The sequence below is a fragment of the Morganella sp. HMSC11D09 genome, assembly GCF_001807955.1.
Classification (GTDB): Bacteria; Pseudomonadota; Gammaproteobacteria; order Enterobacterales; family Enterobacteriaceae; genus Morganella; species Morganella morganii.
In genome coordinates this window covers 16,671-37,521 of sequence record NZ_KV791701.1, presented here as the reverse complement: position 1 = coordinate 37,521, position 20,851 = coordinate 16,671, and the positions used below count along the sequence as shown (strand labels likewise).

19 protein-coding genes, 1 tRNA gene and 1 other annotated feature are annotated in these 20,851 nt (G+C 50.4%); of the genes, 7 read left to right on the top strand and 13 right to left on the bottom strand.

From position 1 onward, the window contains the following. Positions 1-128: 128 nt before the first annotated feature. The 3 genes from clpB to rluD all read right to left on the bottom strand — a co-directional run bounded on the left by clpB (position 129) and on the right by rluD (position 4,548). Complete coding sequence (clpB, locus tag HMPREF3119_RS14285) at positions 129-2,702, bottom strand: ATP-dependent chaperone ClpB (RefSeq protein WP_032097900.1); 2,574 nt, start codon at positions 2,700-2,702, stop codon at positions 129-131. Between the two features lie 112 nt (positions 2,703-2,814). Then, a complete protein-coding gene (yfiH, locus tag HMPREF3119_RS14280; protein WP_004237890.1) occupies positions 2,815-3,561 on the bottom strand; it encodes a purine nucleoside phosphorylase YfiH in 747 nt (248 codons plus the stop codon). Positions 3,562-3,570: 9 nt separating this feature from the next. Next, the gene (gene rluD / locus HMPREF3119_RS14275) at positions 3,571-4,548 is read right to left on the bottom strand and encodes a 23S rRNA pseudouridine(1911/1915/1917) synthase RluD (RefSeq protein ID WP_004237889.1); all 978 of its coding nucleotides are present in this window, start codon (positions 4,546-4,548) and stop codon (positions 3,571-3,573) included. A gap of 146 nt (positions 4,549-4,694) precedes the next feature. Between rluD and bamD the strand changes: the two genes are divergently transcribed. The 5 genes from bamD to HMPREF3119_RS14250 all read left to right on the top strand — a co-directional run bounded on the left by bamD (position 4,695) and on the right by HMPREF3119_RS14250 (position 9,504). Then, on the top strand, positions 4,695-5,420 hold the full coding sequence (gene bamD, locus HMPREF3119_RS14270; protein ID WP_175547178.1) for an outer membrane protein assembly factor BamD: 726 nt from the start codon (positions 4,695-4,697) through the stop codon (positions 5,418-5,420). 309 nt (positions 5,421-5,729) lie between these two features. Continuing rightward, a complete protein-coding gene (raiA, locus tag HMPREF3119_RS14265) occupies positions 5,730-6,074 on the top strand; it encodes a ribosome-associated translation inhibitor RaiA (RefSeq protein WP_004237887.1) in 345 nt (114 codons plus the stop codon). Between the two features lie 122 nt (positions 6,075-6,196). Beyond that, positions 6,197-6,318, top strand: a sequence feature (Phe leader region). Between the two features lie 29 nt (positions 6,319-6,347). Then, a complete protein-coding gene (gene pheA, locus HMPREF3119_RS14260) occupies positions 6,348-7,499 on the top strand; it encodes a bifunctional chorismate mutase/prephenate dehydratase (protein ID WP_004237886.1) in 1,152 nt (383 codons plus the stop codon). A gap of 154 nt (positions 7,500-7,653) precedes the next feature. Further along, entirely contained in the window at positions 7,654-8,631 is a 978-nt protein-coding gene (gene epmA, locus HMPREF3119_RS14255; protein ID WP_036409747.1) for an elongation factor P--(R)-beta-lysine ligase, read from the top strand. Positions 8,632-8,799: 168 nt separating this feature from the next. After that, positions 8,800-9,504, top strand: coding sequence for a hypothetical protein (locus HMPREF3119_RS14250; protein WP_004237884.1), 705 nt, complete (start codon positions 8,800-8,802; stop codon positions 9,502-9,504). A gap of 46 nt (positions 9,505-9,550) precedes the next feature. Here the strand turns inward: HMPREF3119_RS14250 and tyrA are convergent, their stop codons facing one another. The 7 genes from tyrA to ffh all read right to left on the bottom strand — a co-directional run bounded on the left by tyrA (position 9,551) and on the right by ffh (position 15,741). Further along, positions 9,551-10,672 carry a bifunctional chorismate mutase/prephenate dehydrogenase gene (gene tyrA / locus HMPREF3119_RS14245; protein WP_036418782.1) on the bottom strand — a complete coding sequence of 374 codons (1,122 nt, stop codon included), beginning with the start codon at positions 10,670-10,672 and terminating at the stop codon, positions 9,551-9,553. Between the two features lie 18 nt (positions 10,673-10,690). Then, on the bottom strand, positions 10,691-11,785 hold the full coding sequence (locus HMPREF3119_RS14240) for a 3-deoxy-7-phosphoheptulonate synthase (RefSeq protein ID WP_004237882.1): 1,095 nt from the start codon (positions 11,783-11,785) through the stop codon (positions 10,691-10,693). Positions 11,786-12,219: 434 nt separating this feature from the next. Then, positions 12,220-12,573, bottom strand: a complete 354-nt coding sequence (rplS, locus tag HMPREF3119_RS14235; protein WP_070580080.1) for a 50S ribosomal protein L19 — start codon at positions 12,571-12,573, stop codon at positions 12,220-12,222. Between the two features lie 60 nt (positions 12,574-12,633). Next, complete coding sequence (trmD, locus tag HMPREF3119_RS14230; protein ID WP_004237880.1) at positions 12,634-13,386, bottom strand: tRNA (guanosine(37)-N1)-methyltransferase TrmD; 753 nt, start codon at positions 13,384-13,386, stop codon at positions 12,634-12,636. Between the two features lie 39 nt (positions 13,387-13,425). Next, a complete protein-coding gene (rimM, locus tag HMPREF3119_RS14225) occupies positions 13,426-13,974 on the bottom strand; it encodes a ribosome maturation factor RimM (RefSeq protein ID WP_004237879.1) in 549 nt (182 codons plus the stop codon). Positions 13,975-13,992: 18 nt separating this feature from the next. Next, on the bottom strand, positions 13,993-14,241 hold the full coding sequence (gene rpsP / locus HMPREF3119_RS14220) for a 30S ribosomal protein S16 (RefSeq protein WP_004237878.1): 249 nt from the start codon (positions 14,239-14,241) through the stop codon (positions 13,993-13,995). Positions 14,242-14,379: 138 nt separating this feature from the next. Continuing rightward, the gene (gene ffh, locus HMPREF3119_RS14215; protein WP_004237877.1) at positions 14,380-15,741 is read right to left on the bottom strand and encodes a signal recognition particle protein; all 1,362 of its coding nucleotides are present in this window, start codon (positions 15,739-15,741) and stop codon (positions 14,380-14,382) included. A gap of 183 nt (positions 15,742-15,924) precedes the next feature. On the opposite strand from ffh, the gene HMPREF3119_RS14210 reads away from it, so the two are divergent. Both HMPREF3119_RS14210 and HMPREF3119_RS14205 read left to right on the top strand, forming a co-directional pair. Continuing rightward, entirely contained in the window at positions 15,925-16,716 is a 792-nt protein-coding gene (locus HMPREF3119_RS14210) for a cytochrome C assembly family protein (RefSeq protein WP_004238740.1), read from the top strand. Positions 16,717-16,771: 55 nt separating this feature from the next. Next, entirely contained in the window at positions 16,772-18,064 is a 1,293-nt protein-coding gene (locus tag HMPREF3119_RS14205) for a CNNM domain-containing protein (RefSeq protein ID WP_004238742.1), read from the top strand. A gap of 71 nt (positions 18,065-18,135) precedes the next feature. On the opposite strand, the gene luxS is transcribed toward HMPREF3119_RS14205, so the two are convergent. The 3 genes from luxS to HMPREF3119_RS14190 form a co-directional block, all read right to left on the bottom strand. Then, positions 18,136-18,651 (bottom strand): S-ribosylhomocysteine lyase, encoded by a 516-nt coding sequence (luxS, locus tag HMPREF3119_RS14200; protein ID WP_004238743.1) that lies wholly within the window; start codon positions 18,649-18,651, stop codon positions 18,136-18,138. Positions 18,652-18,815: 164 nt separating this feature from the next. Further along, complete coding sequence (gene gshA, locus HMPREF3119_RS14195) at positions 18,816-20,375, bottom strand: glutamate--cysteine ligase (protein ID WP_004237872.1); 1,560 nt, start codon at positions 20,373-20,375, stop codon at positions 18,816-18,818. Between the two features lie 278 nt (positions 20,376-20,653). Continuing rightward, positions 20,654-20,730: transfer RNA gene (locus tag HMPREF3119_RS14190), tRNA-Arg, on the bottom strand. Between the last annotated feature and the right edge of the window lie 121 nt (positions 20,731-20,851).

Here is a 20,851-nt window from a genome sequence, read left to right as displayed (position 1 = left end):
GTGTTTATTTCAACTTTTTTTCTGTTTGCTCAAAAACCGGGCAAACATACAAGGTATCGCTGATTTCCTGTGCATTATGCACAAAAAAGGGGCGCTTTCGCGCCCCTCTGTTTTGTTTTCTTCTGTTATTACTGTTTCGCGGTGATCACACCATCGGTTAAATCCAGAGTGATCATTTTGCCCGGAATCAGTTTGCCGGACAGCATCGCCTGCGCCATCGGGTTTTCGATCTCCTGCTGAATAGCCCGTTTCAGCGGACGTGCCCCGAATACCGGGTCGAATCCGGCTTCTGCCAGTTTATCCAGCGCACTGTCAGTAATCGTGACCTGATAGCCGTGCTCTTCCAGACGTTTGTACAGGCGTTTGAGCTGAATTTTCGCAATCGCGTGGATCTGCTCTTTCGCCAGCGGATGGAATACCACCACTTCATCAATACGGTTGATGAATTCCGGTCTGAAGTGATGAGAAACCACTTCCATGACCGCGCCTTTCATTGCATCGTAATTCAGTTCACCAAAGTGTTCCTGAATCCGGTCAGACCCCAGGTTAGAGGTCATAATCACGACCGTGTTACGGAAGTCCACGGTGCGACCCTGCCCGTCAGTCAGCCGTCCGTCATCCAGCACCTGTAATAAGATGTTGAAGACATCCGGATGCGCTTTTTCCACTTCATCCAGCAGAATGACGGAATAAGGACGACGGCGGACCGCTTCGGTCAGATAACCGCCCTCTTCATACCCGACATATCCCGGAGGTGCCCCGATAAGCCGTGCCACAGAGTGTTTTTCCATAAACTCGGACATATCGATACGCACCATCGCGTCATCGCTGTCGAACAGGAAATCAGCCAGCGCTTTACACAGCTCGGTTTTACCCACCCCGGTCGGTCCGAGGAACAGGAACGAACCAATCGGACGGTTCGGATCAGATAATCCGGCACGGCTGCGGCGGATAGCATTGGCTACCGCGTCAACCGCTTCATCCTGGCCGATCACACGGCTGTGCATCACCTGCTCCATGCGCAGCAGTTTTTCACGCTCGCCTTCCAGCATGCGGGATACCGGAATACCGGTCCAGCGCGCCAGGATCTCAGCGATTTCCACATCAGTGACTTTATTACGCAGCAGTTTCATCTCTTTATCTTCTGCCGCATTGGCTGCTGCCAGCTGTTTTTCCAGCTCCGGAATTTTACCGTACTGTAATTCTGACATTTTGGTCAGATCACCGGTACGGCGTGCCTGCTCCAGTGCCGTTTTTGCCTGCTCCAGTTCTGCTTTGATGTGCTGGGTACCGGACAGCGTTGCTTTCTCCGCTTTCCACTCTTCTTCCAGAGACGCATACTCGCGCTCTTTCTCGGTCAGTTCCTGCTCCAGCATATCAAGCCGTTTTTTACTGGCATCATCAGACTCTTTTTTCAGTGCCTGCTGTTCCAGTTTTAACTGAATGATACGGCGATCCAGTCTGTCGAGGGATTCCGGTTTGGAATCCATCTGCATACGCAGACTTGCACCTGCTTCATCAATCAGGTCAATCGCTTTATCCGGTAACATACGATCCGTGATATAGCGGTGAGATAACGTTGCCGCCGCGACAATCGCCGGGTCAGTTATCTGCACATGGTGATGCAGCTCATACCGCTCTTTCAGACCACGCAGAATCGCAATGGTGTCTTCCACTGTCGGCTCTGCCACATAGACTTTCTGGAAACGGCGCTCTAATGCCGCATCTTTCTCTATATACTGGCGGTATTCATCCAGTGTGGTTGCGCCCACACAGTGCAGTTCACCACGGGCCAGTGCCGGTTTCAGCATGTTCCCGGCGTCCATTGCGCCATCCGCTTTACCTGCGCCGACCATGGTATGCAGCTCATCAATAAAGAGGATGACACTGCCTTCTTCTTTGGATAATTCATTCAGAACGGCTTTCAGACGCTCCTCGAAATCACCGCGGTATTTGGCACCAGCCAGCAGCGCACCGAGATCCAGAGACAGCACGCGTTTATTTTTCAGTCCTTCCGGGACTTCGCCGTTGACGATACGCTGCGCCAGTCCTTCCACGATGGCGGTTTTACCCACCCCGGGCTCCCCGATCAGTACCGGGTTGTTTTTGGTTCTGCGCTGTAAGACCTGGATAGTCCGGCGGATCTCTTCATCACGGCCGATAACCGGGTCGAGTTTGCCGGATTCGGCGCGCTCAGTTAAATCAATCGTATATTTCTTCAGGGCCTGGCGTTGATCTTCCGCGCCCTGGTCATTCACATTCTCACCACCACGCATAGTGTCTATAGCCTTCTTAAGTGTTTGTTTATTAATTCCGGCTGCTTTTAATACATCTGCTAATGAGCTGTTGCTCTCTAATACAGCCAGAACAAAAATTTCGGATGCGATGTAAGCATCATTTTGTTTTTGTGCAATCTGGTCACATATATTCAGGTGACGGATTAAATCCTGAGAGGGTTGCACATCCCCGGCGGAACCTTCCACCTGCGGTAAACGACTGATGGTGTCATCAATCTTCTGATTAAGCTGCGCAATATCCGCCCCGGCTGATGCCAGTAACGGACGCACCGACCCGCCTTCCTGATGCAGAAATGCTGACAGTAAATGCACGGGTTCAATAAACTGATTGCTGTGCCCGACTGCAAGAGACTGGGCGTCGGCGAGCGCTTGCTGGAATTTATTCGTGAAACGATCCAAACGCATAACACCTCCAAAAAATGGCTTTGAATTTTAGCTAAGTACTAAATGAGGACTTTTGTCAAATATTCAAGCCAGATTTTGAAAAAATATTAAATATTATGCGTAATCCTGAAGGTTATGACTTTTGCGGCGGGGTGATCCAGATAAATGACGCCATCCGTCCGGTACGGGCATCACGGCGGTAAGAAAAGAAGCGGGCAGAATCTGTCACGGTGCATTCGGTGCCGCCGGAAACAGCGGTCACACCGGCTGCTGCCAGCCGCTGACGGGCCAGCTGATAAATATCCGCCAGATATTTATCACCATGCGGAATAAATGCTGAAGCTGCTTCTGCCGCGTGCGCCATAAACGCCTCCCGCACTTCAGCGCCGACCTCAAATTTCTGCGGGCCGATGGCCGGCCCCAGCCAGGCAATAATGTCTGACGGCGCAGCCGTAAAGCAGGAGACCGTATTTTCCAGCACGCCACCACATAAACTGCGCCAGCCGGCGTGAGCACCGGCCACTTCGCGCCCGTCACGGGAACAGAACAGTACCGGCAGGCAATCCGCCGTCATGATCGCACAGACCTTCCCCGGGGTGCGGGTATACACCGCATCGGCCTGCGGGCCGCGCGGTGTGTTGTCATCCAGAATGGCAACATCCGTTCCGTGTACCTGATTCAGCCACAGCGGCGTGTCCGGAAACCCGGCCGCCTCTGCCAGAATCGCCCGGTTACGGGCGACATCCTCCGGGGAATCACCGGTATGCAGCCCCAGATTGAGGCTGTCAAACGGCGGCTGACTGACACCGCCTGTACGTAATGAACTGCAGGCTCTCACACCTGCGGGCAGCGGCCATTGCGGGGTAATCAGTGCGGTCATGGTGACTCCTTACCAGTCCATATCATCCTGATGCTCTTGTGCATCAGCTTTGAGAACTTCAATCAGTTTCACCATATCATCCGGAATCGGCGCGTGCCACTCCATCTGAATCCCGGTGATCGGATGGTAAAGACGCAGCATGGTGGCATGCAGAGCCTGGCGGTCAAATTCACGCAGTGCATCGCGGAATTCATCACTTGCCCCTTTCAGCGGGCGCGGACGACCGCCGTAGAGCTGATCACCCACCAACGGATGATTGATATGTGCCATATGCACACGGATCTGGTGAGTACGGCCGGTTTCCAGACGCAGACGCAGACGGGTGTGAGCACGGAAATGCTCCATCACACGGTAATGTGTCACCGCCGGTTTACCCATCGGGTTAACGGCCATATGAGTACGTTTGGTCGGGTGGCGGGAAATCGGTTCTTCCACTTTGCCGCCCGCTGTCATACGGCCATTGGCCACCGCTTCATATTCACGGGTGATTTCGCGCAGTTGCAGTGATTCCACCAGCCGTGTCTGGGCAGGTACAGTTTTCGCCACCACCATCAGCCCGGTGGTATCTTTATCCAGGCGGTGAACGATACCCGCACGCGGCACATCGGCAATATCAGGATAATGATACAGCAGCGCGTTCAGGACAGTACCGTCCGGATTACCTGCTCCCGGGTGCACCACAAAATCACGCGGTTTATTAATCACCAGGATATCATCATCTTCATAAACGATATTGAGCGGCAGGTTTTGCGGTTCAAAACGCATGTCCTCATCAATCAGTGCATCAATACTGATCTGTTCCCCGCCCAGCATTTTTTCTTTTGGTTTGTTGACAAGACGGCCGTTAACCTGAACCCTGTCATCTAAGATCCACTCTTTTATACGTGATCGTGAATAATCAGGGAACAATTCCGCCAAAGCCTGATCTAAACGCTGACCGAGCTGTGATTCATTAATAGTTGCGGTAAGTTGTATTTCTTGAGCCATGTTTGTCTCTGTTTCAGAAAGTTATATTTTGAACGGTAACACCGTTTCATTTAAACTATGTGGTATTGTATCGTGATCGCCAGCGGGAGCTGTACGGAGTGCTCCCTAAAAAATATTCAGAGGATAATCAACACGTGATGATACGTATGAAATATCTCGTGGCCGCCGCCACGCTAAGCCTCATGTTGTCCGGCTGTTCCGGAAACAAGGAAATTCTCCCGGATGCCTCACCGTCAGAGCTGTATACTGTCGGCCAGGAAAAATTACAGGACGGTAACTATAAAGGGGCCATCACGCAGCTTGAGACCCTCGATAACCGTTTTCCTTTCGGCCCGTATTCGCAGCAGGTTCAGCTGGATCTGATTTACGCCTACTATAAAGCAGGTGATTTACAGATGGCACTGGCCTCAATCGACCGTTTCATGCGTCTGAACCCGACACATCCGAACATCGATTACGTCCTGTACATGCGCGGTCTGACCGCTCAGGCGCTCGATGATAACATGCTGCAGAGTTTCTTTGGTATCGATCGTGCAGACCGTGACCCGCAGAACGCGCGTGTGGCGTTCCAGGATTTCAGCCAGTTACTGCGTTATTATCCGACCAGTATCTATGCAACAGATTCCGCAAAACGTCTGGTATTCCTCAAAGATCGCCTTGCGGCCTTTGAACTGGCCGTTGTGAAATTCTACACGAAACGCGGTGCATATGTCGCGGTGATTAATCGTGCTGAATTAATGCTGCGTGATTATCCGGACACACTGGCGACACGTCAGGCGCTGCCGCTGATGGAAAATGCCTATAACGAACTGGGATTAACGGCGGAAGCCGGAAAAGTGGCACAGCTGATTGCCGCCAACCCGCGCGACTGAGTTCTGTTTTACTCATCTGATTGAAAAGGCCATCTCCGGATGGCTTTTTTATTGTCTTATCATTATGTGACTACATAAAAAATGGCCGACAGCCTTCTCGTCTCTGAGAATATGCGGTCAGCCAACTTATCAATAATGCACGATTCAGTCCCTTCCCGCAAGTTGTATCCTCTGTATTCTCAGCCTGAGTCACAAAATTATAACCTTTTGAAAAAACTAAAAAATATTAGTGACGGCGATCAATTTTTTCTTGCCGCCATCAACGTATTCTGAGTATCAACAAGACGGATGTAACAAAGAGAGGTCACTATGAATGTGAATATCACCAGTAAGCAAATGGAGATCACCCCGGCAATCCGGGAGCATGTTGAAAACCGTCTCGATAAGCTGAGTAAGTGGCAGGTTCCTTTAATTAACCCGCACATTATCCTCGCGAAAGATCCGCAGGGATTTGTGGTTGATGCCACCATCAGCACACCGAATGGAAATTTAGTTGCCAGCGCCAAACACGCTGATATGTACGCCGCCATCAATGAGTTACTGGCGAAACTGGAACGGCAGCTGAATAAAGCACAGCACAAAGGTGAAGCGCGCCGCGCGGATAACAGTGTTAAAGAAGCCAACCTTGTGTCTGATGAAGAATCCGCAGAATAAAAAATATAATAAATTGAGTTTTGTCTCTGCGCGCCCTCCGGGCGCGTTTTTTTTGGTTGACACAACGGGTTGCATCAGGTCTATTAACTATCATCTGATGACACAACGGACAACGCACTGACTATGTATCCCCGTATCCGCTTCTTCTTTTTCTTTTTTCGCTTCTGTTAATGAGGCTTTTTGTCGTGTGAGAAAGAAAACGAAGACGCACAGAAAAGCCTCCCGCCGCGGAGGCTTTTTTTATCGCCGGGAAACAGGGTCTGAGGACAACATATGAACGATCTTTTAGCTATACGGGAACAAATCAGCCAGCTGGATGCACAATTGCTGGATCTGCTGGCAAAGCGGCGGCAGCTCGCCGTGGCTGTCGCACAGACAAAATTACAGGATAACCGCCCCATCCGCGATAAGAACCGCGAGCGTGAACTGCTGGATGTGCTGATAAACAAAGGCAAGCCGCACGGACTGGACGGATTTTATATCACCCGCCTGTTCCAGCTGATTATTGAAGATTCCGTCCTGACCCAGCAGGCGATTCTGCAAAAACACCTGAACCAGACACCGGATAACAGTGCACGGATAGCCTTCCTCGGCCCGAGAGGGTCTTATTCACATGTGGCCGCCCGCCAGTATTCCGCCCGTCATTTCGATCATATGACCGAGTTCAGCTGCAGTAAATTCCGCGATATTTTTGAGCTGGTTGAAAACGGTCAGGCCGATTACGGGATGCTGCCGCTGGAAAATACCAGTTCCGGCGCCATCAATGATGTCTATGATTTACTGCAGACCACCCCGCTTTCCATTGTCGGCGAGTTGCGCCTGCCGGTGAATCACTGTCTGCTGACCATTCCGGGCGCGGATATTGCCGGGATCACCACCCTTTACAGCCATCCGCAGCCGTTTGAGCAGTGCAGCCAGTATCTCAGCCAATTCCCGGATCGCAAAATTGAATACTGCGAAAGTACCGCGGCGGCGATGGAAAAAGTTGCCTCCCTCAACCGGACAGATGTTGCAGCTCTCGGCAGCGAGGCCGGCGGCGCACTGTACGGGTTACAGGCGATCGCACAGAATCTTGCCAATCAGCAGACCAATATGACGCGCTTTATTGTCATTGCCCGCCAGCCGATTGATGTGTCAGAGCAGGTACCGGCGAAAACCACGCTGCTGATGGCGACCGGGCAACAGGCCGGTGCGCTGGTCGATGCCCTGATTATCCTGAAAGAGCATGACATTGTAATGAGCAAACTGGAATCCCGCCCTATTCACGGCACGCCGTGGGAAGAGATGTTTTATATTGATGTGCATGCCAATCTGCGCTCAGTACCGATGCAGCAGGCGCTCAAAGCGTTACAGGCAATCGCCCGTTCAGTGAAGGTGCTCGGCAGTTATCCGGGGGAACATGTCCCGCCTGCCTTAATCGGCTGATTATACCTGCCCGGGGTGCTGCCGCGCCCCGCCACCGCACAATACGCCTGTTCAGAGTACGGTTTTACACGTAGCATGTTCTGCATATCTGTTTGTCACCATCAGAGGTTGCGGGTAAACTGCACCCTTTATTTTTATTCGGAGTTCTTACGGCATGAGTGATATTGCGGGCTGGCAGCCGACTGCCCCGATAGCCAATCTATTAAAACGCGCAAAAATTGTTAATGAAATCAGACATTTTTTTGCAGACAGAGGTGTATTAGAAGTCGAAACGCCGACCATGAGTCAGGCGACCGTCACCGATGTCCATCTGCGCGCCTTTGAAACTCAGTTTACCGGCCCCGGAGCCGCACAGGGAATAACGCTTTATCTGATGACCAGCCCGGAATACCACATGAAACGGTTACTGGCAGCGGGCAGCGGCCCTATTTATCAGATGGGCCGCAGTTATCGTAACGAGGAAGCCGGACGCTATCATAATCCGGAGTTCACCATGCTCGAATGGTATCGTCCTCATTATGATATGTACCGTCTGATAAATGAGGTTGATGATTTATTACAGCAAACCTTAGAGTGTGAAAGTGCAGAATCGTTATCCTATCAGCAGGCTTTCCTGCGCTACCTGGATATCGATCCGCTGACCGCCGAGAAAGACAAACTGCGTGAAGTTGCGGCCAAACTGGATGTCAGCAATATTGCCGATACTGAGGAAGATCGCGATACTATTTTGCAGTTGCTGTTTATGGTGGGTGTGGAGCCGCATATCGGGCTGGAAAAACCGACCTTTATTTATCACTTCCCGGCAAGCCAGGCCTCACTGGCGGAGATCAGCTCTGAAGATCACCGCGTGGCCGAGCGCTTTGAGGTGTATTACAAAGGGGTTGAACTGGCAAACGGCTTCCGTGAACTGACTGATGCCGCAGAGCAGCGTCAGCGATTTGAACGCGATAACCGCAAACGGGCAAGTATGGGTCTGCCGGAGCAGCCGATTGATGAAAATCTGCTGGCAGCACTTGAACACGGATTCCCAGAATGTGCCGGTGTGGCACTGGGGATTGACCGCCTGATTATGCTCGCACTGGGTGCAGAGCGGATCAGTGATGTGATCGCCTTCCCGGTTGATCGCGCATAATACCTCCTTCAGCCATCTGTTATGCAGATGGCTGCTTCTCTTTTCTTCATCTCATCTTTATTTTACCCGGCATAGCTAGTCAGCTCATTATTTGAAAGTGATCTGCATGGTCTGGTGCTATTTTTCGCTGAACATATATTAACGATATAAATCAGCGGAAAATAAATTATGCACATATCATCAGAAATCTTATCAGCTAAATTTCATGTGATTGAATCATCTGTAAAATCAGCAGTTAAAAACCTGTTTGCTTCATTACATTCTGTTTCTGATATTAAAATGACCAGCCATAAACCAGCTGAACCCACATTTAAGCAGGTTAACCTATGTCTTGATGAGGATGTGAATCAGGATCAAAGCATCACGTTCCGGGGTTACTGCAATAACTTCCGTGGCAATAAAGAAGATGCCATTCTGCTGCATGGACACTGGAAAGACGGACTCATACAGGTTGGTGGTAAGGCTGCCGCCGTTATAGAAAATAACAGGCTGGTTAAAATAAACGGGCAAGTTCAGCTAAAAACGGATCTGAGTGAAGCACAATGTCTGAATGCACAAGAACTGGTGGCTTACATAAATAAAAAATCCGGAGGCTCAGTTGATCTACTCAGGAATAACGGTCCTATCCATTTAGTTAGTTGTTTTGCAAAACGTCAGGCTGCGCAAGACCTTGCTGATGTGACAGGTCGTCCGGTCATTGCTTACTCCAATCAGCAAACAATTACTGCCGGTTATAACTATATTCATAACAAAGAATTTAATATTGAATCCAAACTCAAACATGCATGGGATCCGCGAGCTGTCATTATGAAAAAGGTATCTCATCAGGCAGTACCAAAAACCTTCTACCCTTCGGGAAATGGTGTGAAATAACCGGCAATGTATGAAGGTGCTGAAAATATCAGCACCTTCATATTTATCAGCGGCGGCTGTCGCTAGCCTGTTGCAGTAATCCCTGACTCTCTTTCATAAAGCGCTGTGCGTGCTCACCAAACCAGTCACTGACGGCGGAGAACTGCGAAATAAACTCTGCTTTATCCCGGCTTTCCAGCAGTGACATGGCTTCACCGAACTCACGGTGATAATCCTCTATCACATCCAGGTTATCTTCCGAAGCCATAATGATATCGGCATAAAGCTGCGGATCCTGGGCAAACAGACGACCAATCATGACCAGTTCCAGCCGGTAAATCGGTGAGGACAATGACAGCAGCTGCGCGAGATCGACATTTTCTTTTGCCAGATACCGCCCGTAAGCAAAGGTAGTGAAGTGACGCAGCGCCTGAATATAGCGCATATTGCGATCATGCTCCTGCGCCATAATACCCTGTAAATGCGCACCCCAGACCGTAATCTGTTCAAGGAACCACTGATACCGTTCCGGGAAACGTCCGTCACAAAAGGCCACCACCTGCTTGGCAAAACTGCCGACATCCGGCCCGAACATCGGGTGCAACCCGAGCACCGGCCCGTTGTGTACTGCCAGCATCGCCTGTAACGGCCCCGCTTTGACCGACGCAAGATCCGCCAGAATGCAATCTTCCGGCAGCGGCGGTAATTGTTTAATAACCTGTTCGGTCAGGTGGATAGGCACACTGACAATCACCATGCCCGCATCTGCCAGCAGTTCCGGGGCATCCGCCCAGTCGCCGCTGTCCAGAATACGCACGGTGTAGCCGGACAGTGTCAGCATTCGCCGGAACAACTGCCCCATCTTGCCGTCACCACCGACAATCACTATCGGCCGGGCCTGCTCATTGAGCTTTTTAAACCCTTTATCATTCTCACGGGAATAGGACTCCCGCATGATACGGCGCAGCAAATCCTCTATCAGATCCGGCGGAACCCCGAGTGATTCCGCCTCCTGCCGCCGTGATGCCAGCATTGCGGCTTCGCGATCCGGCGCATAGACCGGCAGGCCGTGCTGGCTTTTCACTTCCCCGACTTCCGCCACTAGCTGCAGGCGTTTTGCCAGCAGTGACAGCAGCGATTTATCCACTTCATCAATTTGATCACGTAAATGTGTTAATGCACCGGACATACACCCTGCCTGTTTTTATTATCCTGCCTGCTGTAACTGAACCACACGCTCTGCCAGCGCCGGTGAGATCTGCTGATGCAGCTGACGCAGAACTGCTTCAGTGGTTTCCCAGCTGATGCAGGCGTCTGTCACTGACACGCCGTACTGCATGGCACTGCGCGGCTGTTCTGATGACTGATTGCCTTCATTAATATGGCTTTCCAGCATAATACCGGTAATTGAGGTATTTCCGGCACAAATTTGTTCTGCCACGGCATCCACCACCAGCGGCTGACGACGGAAATCTTTATCCGAGTTGCCGTGACTACAGTCTACCATCAGTGAAGGGGTGAGACCGGCTTTCTTCATTTGTGCCTCGCATTCCGTAATATCTTCCGCACTGTAGTTCGGGCGTTTTCCGCCGCGCAGGATCACATGGCCGTTCGGGTTACCCTGTGTCTGTAACAGACAGACCTGACCGGACTGGTTGATCCCCATAAAACGGTGTGGCATGGACGCTGCTTTCATGGCGTTGATGGCAGTGCTCAGGCTGCCGTCAGTCCCGTTTTTAAAGCCGACCGGCATGGACAGACCGGATGCCATTTCACGGTGTGTCTGTGATTCAGTGGTACGTGCACCGATAGCAGACCAGCTGAACAGATCCCCGAGGTACTGCGGGTTATTCGGATCCAGCGCTTCACCGGCCAGCGGCAGGCCGAGCTGAACCAGATCCACCATCAGTTTGCGGGCGATGTGCAGACCTTTTTCCATCTCGAAAGATCCATCCATAAACGGATCACTGATAAGTCCTTTCCAGCCCACGGTTGTCCGCGGTTTCTCAAAATAGACACGCATCACGATATACAGACTGTCACTCAACTCAGCAGATAATTCTTTCAGACGACGGGCATACTCCAGCGCTGCATCCGTGTCATGAACGGAACACGGGCCACAGACAACCAGTAAACGCGGATCGCGGTGATGAACAATATCCGCAATCGTCTTACGTGCACCGGCGATGGCATGCTGGTCGTTGCGACTCAATGGGTACTTTTGTTTCAGTTCTTCCGGTGAGATTAAAACAATTTCATCACTGATGTGAACGTTATTGAGTGCGTCTTTTTGCATGATCATAGTGTTTTCCTGCTGAGTTTTACAAAAAATGGATTACGTGTTGAGTGTCTGAGAAAACACCATAACATCCTTTGTAAATAATTCAATCCAAAATCGTAAAATATTTAATTTTTCGTACATTTTAAATTACAAAATAAAAATGAGATGTTCTGCACAGATAACCCCCATCAGCTACACCGCTTACAAATAAACGCTAATTCATTGAAAATAGAGTTAATTGATCGGATTAAGGTTATAGTGTGTAAGATAATGACAGAAAGAAAGGTAGTTTATAAGGCAGGCATAATGTAAATAAATATTTACAACATAAAAATAATGTCATATAAACAATACAGAGAATCGAACGGAAAACAGGCAGGAAAGGAAAATAAAATAGCGTATAAAAAAGGCCAGCACGAGGCTGGCCTTTTATTATCATATCGGATGCTTGCGCATTATTTTGCGTTCAAACGCTCTTTAATACGAGCTGCCTTACCTGAACGCTCACGCAGGTAGTACAGTTTAGCACGACGAGCGGCACCACGGCGTTTAACGCTGATGCTGTCAACAACAGGTGAGTGAGTCTGGAATACACGCTCAACACCTTCGCCGTTAGAAATCTTGCGAACAGTGAATGCAGAGTGCAGACCGCGGTTACGGATAGCGATAACCACGCCCTCGAATGCCTGCAGACGTTTTTTAGAACCTTCAACGACCCATACCTTAACTTCCACGGTGTCACCCGGACGGAATGAAGGTACGTCTTGTTTCATCTGCTCTTGTTCAAGTTGTTTAATAATGTTGCTCATAATAAATCTCTTACCCTAGGTAAACTGATATTTCAAAAGATATCCCGCAGGATACCTGGATTAACTTGTTGCTCCGGACTGATATTCCCGCTGGAATTCAGCCAGCAACATCCTTTGCTCGTCAGTCAGAGCTAGGCTTTCCAGAAGTTCAGGTCTTCTGAGCCAGGTGCGACCGAGTGACTGTTTCATACGCCAGCGATCAATTTCTGCATGGTTTCCCGACAGTAAAACCGGCGGAACACACATGCCATCCAACACTTCAGGGCGGGTATAGTGTGGGTGGTCAAGTAAACCGTCAGCAAAGGAATCTTCTTTTGCTGATGCCTGATGTCCGAGGACACCCGGAACAAAACGCGATACCGCATCAATCAGCACCATCGCCGGTAATTCACCCCCGCTGAGCACGTAATCCCCGACTGACCATTCTTCATCAATCTCAGTCTGGATAACGCGTTCATCTACTCCCTCATACCGGCCGCACACCAGAATTAACTTCTCGTTGGCGGCCAGCTCACAAACTCCCTGTTGATCGAGTTTGCGGCCCTGCGGCGAAAGATAAATCACTTTCGCATTGTCACCTGCGGCAGCTTTTGCTGCATGGATAGCTTTGCGCAGAGGCTCCACCATCATCAGCATGCCGGGACCGCCCCCGTAGGGCCGATCGTCCACAGTGTGGTGCCGGTCATACGTGAAATCACGCGGGTTCCAGCAATCTACACTGATCAGGCCGTTTTTTACTGCCCGTCCGGTTACACCATGCCCGGTTATTGAGAGGAACATTTCAGGAAACAGGCTGATAACCCCAATCCACATTTTCGTGTCCCACTTAATGACAAAACCATCACCGGAGGTTTAAAAACCGGGATCCCACTCAACTTCAATCAGTTTTTCAGTGAGATCAACTTTCCTGATAACCTGCCCGTCAAGAAACGGTACTAACCGCTCTTTCATGCCGAAGGCATCTTTCAGATTTGCTTTAATCACCAGAACATCATTCGACCCGGTTTCCATTAAATCGGTTACGGTGCCGAGATCATATCCGCCGGTGGTCACTACACGGCAGCCCATCAGGTCTTTCCAGTAGTAATCATCGCCGTCTAATTCCGGTAACTGCGAACTGTCTACCACGATTTCCGCGTTAGTCAGTACGTTTGCCGCATCTCTGTCGTCAACCCCTTTGAGTTTGACGATCATATCCTGATTGTGGGATTTCCAGTCTTCCGGTTCGATGTGTTGCCACACCCCGTTACGCTGGATAAACCACGGCTGATAATCAAAAATACTTTCAGTATTTTCGGTGGAAGAAAACACTCTGAGCCACCCTTTAATACCGTAAGATGACCCCAGTTTGCCGAGTACAATCGGATCAGAAGGGGCTTGCGGATTAGTGTGCTTGCTGATTGTTACCACCGTGACAGATTAAGCTGCTTTTTTTGCGTCTTTGATCAGTACAGCAACACGATCAGAGACAGTTGCACCCAGACCAACCCAGTGTTCAACACGGTCCAGATCTAAGCGCAGAGTTTCAGCCTTACCGGCAGCGATAGGGTTGAAGAAACCAATACGTTCGATGAAACGACCGTCACGTGCATTACGACTGTCGGTTACGACGATTTGGTAGAACGGACGCTTTTTTGCGCCGCCACGAGCTAAACGAATTGTTACCATAACATCCTCATTGAATTGACAAACAACCAGACCCCATCGAGGAATGGCGTCCGGTTGTCATAGAAAAAGCCCGAAAAGTTTACTCACTTTGGCGAAAAAATCAATCCAAAGTGATTATTCTTTGTGACTTTCTTTGTTTTACCGCCCCATCATACCCGGCGGCATCATACCTTTCATGCCCCGCATCATCTTCGCGAGGCCCCCTTTCTTCATCTTTTTCATCATGCGCTGCATATCATCGAACTGCTTGAGCAGCCGGTTGACATCCTGCACCTGAGTCCCGGAACCCGCTGCGATACGGCGTTTGCGGGAACCTTTAATAATTTCCGGTTTGACGCGCTCTTTTTTGGTCATGGAATTGATCATCGCTTCCATTTTGGTCAGCACGCTGTCATCCATCTGCGATTTCACCGCGTCCGGCACCTGAGACATGCCCGGCAGTTTGGTCAGCATCCCGGCCATACCGCCCATATTGCGCATCTGCTTAAGCTGTTCCAGGAAGTCGTTGAGGTCAAACCCGTCACCTTTTTTCAGCTTGGAGGCCAGTTTTTCCGCCTGATCACGGTCAACTTTGCTCTCAATCTCTTCAATCAGTGACAGCACATCGCCCATGCCCAGAATACGGGAGGCAACGCGGTCCGGATGGAACGGCTCCAGTGCTTCAGTTTTTTCCCCTACCCCCAGGAATTTAATCGGTTTACCGGTGATATGACGGATAGAAAGCGCCGCACCGCCGCGCGCATCACCATCAACTTTAGTCAGCACCACACCGGTCAGCGGTAGGGCTTCGTTAAAGGCTTTGGCGGTGTTTGCCGCATCCTGACCGGTCATGGCATCCACGACGAACAGGGTTTCCACCGGGTTAATGGCCGCATGCAGGTCTTTGATTTCGCCCATCATGCCTTCATCGACATGCAGACGGCCTGCGGTATCCACCAGCAGGACATCAAAGAATTGCAGCTGCGCATGTTTCAGCGCTTTTTTAGCGATATCAATCGGTTTTTCTGACACATCAGACGGGAAAAATTCAATTCCCACTGTCTCTGCCAGTGTCTGTAACTGTTTAATCGCCGCCGGACGGTAAACGTCAGCAGAGACCACCAGTACCTTTTTCTTGTGTTTTTCTTTCAGCAGTTTACCGAGCTTCGCCACACTGGTGGTTTTACCCGCACCCTGCAGACCGGCCATCAGCACCACAGCCGGCGGCTGGGCGGAGAGATCCAGGGCGTTGTTTTCCTCGCCCATCGCCGCAACCAGTTCGCCCTGAACGATTTTGACGAACTCCTGCCCCGGCGTCAGGCTTTTATTCACCTCATGGCCGACAGCACGCTCTTTGACGCGGTTGATGAAATCCCGTACCACCGGCAGGGCAACATCGGCTTCCAGAAGCGCCATGCGCACTTCGCGCAGCGTTTCTTTAATATTGTCTTCCGTCAGTCGTCCGCGACCACTGATATTGCGCAAGGTGCGCGAAAGTCTGTCAGTTAAATTATCAAACATGTCATCGACTCTGCCAAAACTGAGCTAAAAATAGAAAAGATACCCGGGATTATAACACGCACCGCAGCAAATCAGCGAACCGATTTACGTAAAGTATCGTGTAATCATTGGAGTGATCTGCGGGCTGCGGTATACTGGCGTATGAATTTTGTTTCATCTTACTGACTGAATAATCACAAAACCATGCCTGAAATCTCTGTTGTTGCAATTAGCGCATATCTGTTAAGCCTGGTACTTCTGATGCCGGGCGTGCTCCGCTATCAGCGCGGCTACCGGAAACTGGCGCTTATCTTCGCCGTTATCGCTCTGGTGTGTCACGGCGTGGCGATTAAATCACAGATTTTTCAGGGCGTTGGTCAGAACCTGACACTGCTGAACCTCGGTTCGGTGGTCAGCCTGCTGGTCTCCGTCATTATGACGATTGTCGCGTTTCAGGGCCGGGCGTGGTTCCTTATCCCGATTGTTTACAGCTTCTCGATGGTCAACCTGATTCTTGCCACCCTGATGCCGGGCGAGTTTATCACCCACCTGCAGGCCAGTGTGCCGCTGTTTGTGCATATCGGACTGGCGCTGCTCAGCTTCGCGACACTGATTATTGCGGCACTGTATGCTATGCAGCTCGGCTGGATGGATCATCAGCTGAAAAACAAACGTCTTAAGTTTACGCCGGATATGCCGCCGTTAATGGTTATCGAGCGTAAAATGTTTCATATCACGCAGGTCGGCGTGATTCTGCTGACACTGACACTCGCCACCGGCATTGTGTTTATGGATAACATCTTTGATAAAGATAATATTCATAAATCATTGCTGTCGATGGTTGCCTGGTGTGTCTACATCGTGCTGCTGTGGGGGCACTATCATGAAGGCTGGCGCGGCAAACGGGTTATCTGGTTTAACTTCGCCGGTGCCTTTATTCTCACACTGGCATTTTTCGGGCACCGTCTGTTTCAGGAACTGATGCTGTATGCATAACAGCCGGTCTCTGTAACGCCCTTTTCCGCTCATCACAAAAGAAAGGAACACCGCTGTGGAGCACGTCTCAACAAGTACGCTGATTATTATTCTTATTTTATTAGTGATAATTTCAGCGTACTTTTCCGCATCCGAAACCGGGATGATGACAATCAACCGCTACCGGCTGCGCCATCAGGCCAAGCAGGGAAACCGGGCGGCCCGCCGTGTCGAGCGGTTGCTGGAGAAACCGGATCGTCTGCTGAGCCTCATTCTTATCGGTAATAACCTGGTGAATATTGTCGCCTCCGCACTGGGGACGATTGTCGGTATGCGCCTGTACGGTAACGCCGGTGTGGCTATCGCCACCGGGGTACTGACCTTTGTCATCCTCGTGTTTGCCGAAGTGATGCCGAAAACCATTGCCGCACTCTATCCGCAGCAGGTCGCCTTTCCGAGCAGTTTTCTGCTGCGTCCGCTGGCAAAAATCTGTCTGCCGCTGGTCTGGGCATTTAACGCAATAACCCTGATTCTGATGCGCTGCATCGGTATCCGCGGCACCGTGATCCGCAGTGATGCAGTATCAAAAGAAGAACTGAAAACCATCGTTAATGAGTCCAAAGGTAAACTGTCCCGCCGCAACCAGGACATGCTGATCTCCATCCTCGATCTGGATAAAGTCAGTGTGGATGAGATTATGGTGCCGCGCACTGAGATCATCGGGATTGATATCAATGATGAATGGAAATCCATTCTGCGCCAGCTTACGCACTCACCGCACGGCCGGATAGTGCTCTACCGCGACTCGCTGGATGATGCCATCGGTATGCTGCGTGTCCGTGAAGCTTACCGGCTGATGATTGAGAAGCAGGAATTCACCAAGCAAATGCTTATCAAGGCCGCTGATAAAGTTTACTTTGTGCCGGACAGCACACCACTGAACTTACAGTTGGTCAATTTCCAGCGCAATAATGAAAAAGTCGGATTAGTTGTCGATGAGTACGGCGATATTCAGGGGCTTATCTCCGTGGAAGACATCCTGGAAGAAATTGTCGGTGATTTTACCACCTCAATGTCACCATCGCTGGCCGAGGAAGTCACCCGTCAGCCTGACGGCACGCTGCTGATTGAAGGTTCTGCCAATATCCGTGAAATCAATAAAGCCCTGAATCTTTCCCTGCCGGAAGAAGGTGCCCGTACCATTAATGGCCTTCTGCTGGAAGAACTCGGTGATATCCCGACACTCAATACCCTTGTCACTGTCGGTAACTACCAGTTTGAAGTGGTTGCCATCGGCGAGAATGTGATTAAAACGGTAAAACTGTCACCGCTGAAACCGGCCGGTGCCGATATCGCTGCTGATATCTGAAAAAGATAAAAGACATAAAAAAACCTGCGGCAGCAATGCGCGCAGGTTTTTTTGTATCCGGGGCTGAAAAATTACGGATGCAGTTTTTCCAGCTCATCATCAGATAACAGCAGTTCATCATTTTTGTTGACGCGAACATCGCGCTCAATGATGTTTTTTGCAATCTGATGTGCTTCTTCCAGTGAATGCATTTTATACGTCCCGCACTGATACAGGTTCAGTTCAGGGATCTTCGCCTGATCTTTGACAGTCAGGATATCCGCCATAGCGTCTTTCCAGGCCTGTGCAACACGGGTTTCTGACGGCGCACCAATCAGGCTCATATAGAACCCGGTACGGCAGCCCATCGGCGAGATATCAATGATTTCAACACCATTGCCGTTTAAATGGTTACGCATAAAACCGGCAAACAGGTGTTCCAGTGTATGCGTTCCTCTTTCCGGCAGAATCTCTTCATTAGGAACACAAAAACGCAGATCGAAAACAGTGATGGTATCGCCACCCGGGGTGGTCATGGTTTTCGCTACGCGTACCGCAGGTGCCGCCATGCGTGTGTGGTCAACTAAAAAACTATCCAGCAAAGGCATAATTCCCGCTCCTCTTTTTTTTGTAAAAAATGCCGAACGAATGAAACTTTTTCTGAATACGCTGGTCTGATGTATTGAAAGACGCGCAAATTGTTATCATCCCTATTCTCTGAGAGATTTATTTTGGCCACATTGATTGTGGCCATTTTCTTATCTGTCAGAAATCAGCGACCACCATGCAGCGCCAGATACTCATCAAAACTTATCGTATCACTCTCTTCCATCGCTTTTTGTTTATCGACAGAAGCCTGCCATTGTTCAGCAAAGTCTGCTTCACTGATCACTTCATACGGCTCGTGAGTCAGTTCTTCATGATACCGATCTGCCAGGGCCAGCCCGTAACTTCCGATACCCGCTTCTTTTATCAGTGCCAGCATCCGCCCCGAGAACGTCAGTTCCGGGTCATCAAACTGTACTTTCAGTGCTTCGCACACTTCGCGATACTGTGTGCCTGAGCAGGTATCTAACACATCGGCAACACGCAGGAGATCATTAAACAGTGCGTGACCCACTTTTTGCAAGGGTTGTTTTTCACGGCCGCAGCCGATACCGATTTCCTGTCCCGGTTTGCGCCCTTCCAGAATCACACGATTCCAGTTATGGCGGGCACACGCCAGCTCATCCGCGCTCATTTCCGGCGCATCCGCCAGCACACACCAGATAAGGAACAGGTCGAGGAAACGAATTTGTGTTTCATCGACACCGGTAGCAGAGAACGGGTTGATATCCAGGGCACGGACTTCGATATACTCCACCCCGCCGCGCTGTAAGGCGTCAGACGGTGACTCATCACCTTTCTGCACACGCTTCGGCCGGATAGGGGCATAGAACTCGTTTTCGATCTGCAGGACGTTGGCGTTAATCTGAAGGTGTTTTCCGTCTTTGGTTAATCCCAGTGCGGCAAACTCTTCAGACGGGATCTGAATGGCATTCTTCAGCCCGGCGACATACGTGTCCAGATGGTTGAAGGTGATGTTCAGATCACTTTGTGACTTGTTGGTATAACCGAGGTCACTTAAACGCAGTGACGTGGCATACGGCAGGTATAACGCCCCTTTCGGCAGCGTTTCAAACGGCAGATTGGTTTTGCGGCCGCGCAGGAACGAGCTGCAAATCGCCGGAGACGCACCGAACAGATACGGGATCACCCAGCCGAAACGGTAATAGTTGCGGATCAGGCGGAAGTAGCCGTCGGAGATTTTATCCTTGCCGCTCTGTGCATCACTGATACCACTCCACGCCTGCCAGAATTCCATCGGCAGAGAGAAGTTATAGTGGACACCGGAAATGGTCTGCATCAGCGCGCCATAGCGGTTTTTAAGCCCTTCACGGTACAGCGTCTTGAAACGGCCGGCATTGGATGTGCCGAACTGCGCCAGTTCGATATGCTCTTCAGAATCAATGAAGCATGGCATGCTCAGCGGCCACATCCGTTCATTGTTCAGATGACGCGCAGTGTAGCGATGCACATCACGCAGAAATTTCACGGTGTAATCAATACGCGAATCCACCGGGGTAATAAACTCCAGCAGTGACTCGGCAAAGTCCGTGGTGATCCACTTATGGGTTAATGATTTTCCCAGCCCTTCCGGGTGACCGGTACGTGCCAGAGCACCATCCGGCGTGATACGCAGTGTTTCGCGCTCAATGCCGCGGTTGATGCCTTTTAAAATCCGGGGGTGCGTCTCTAACCATGAGAGCGCTTTGGATACATCCGGGATCAAATCGACCTCCCGTCCTGATAATGGATATTATTCATAAGAGGGATACTTTATCGCAAAGCTGGGTTATTGTCGCTGTGATTCAACCCTGCCCCACACAAACGGAACAGCAGAAACCACTGCCGCGACAATACATTATCCCTCTTACACGTCATTGTTATTAAGATCAGTTTCAGAAGCATCTGTACTTCAGATAACGAGTATGACGTAAAAACGGATTCGATTCAGTGACGGGAAAAACGGAAAAAGAAAAACCCCGCTCAAAGAGCGGGGTTTTTATATGGTGCACCCGAGAGGATTCGAACCTCTGACCGCCCGGTTCGTAGCCGGGTACTCTATCCAGCTGAGCTACGGGTGCGTACCTTAAAACATCTTTTCAGAACTGATTTTTTATCTTAGCATTTTCTTTTGCCAAAATAAAAACCCCATGACAGTATCGTGGGGTTCAAATGGTGCACCCGAGAGGATTCGAACCTCTG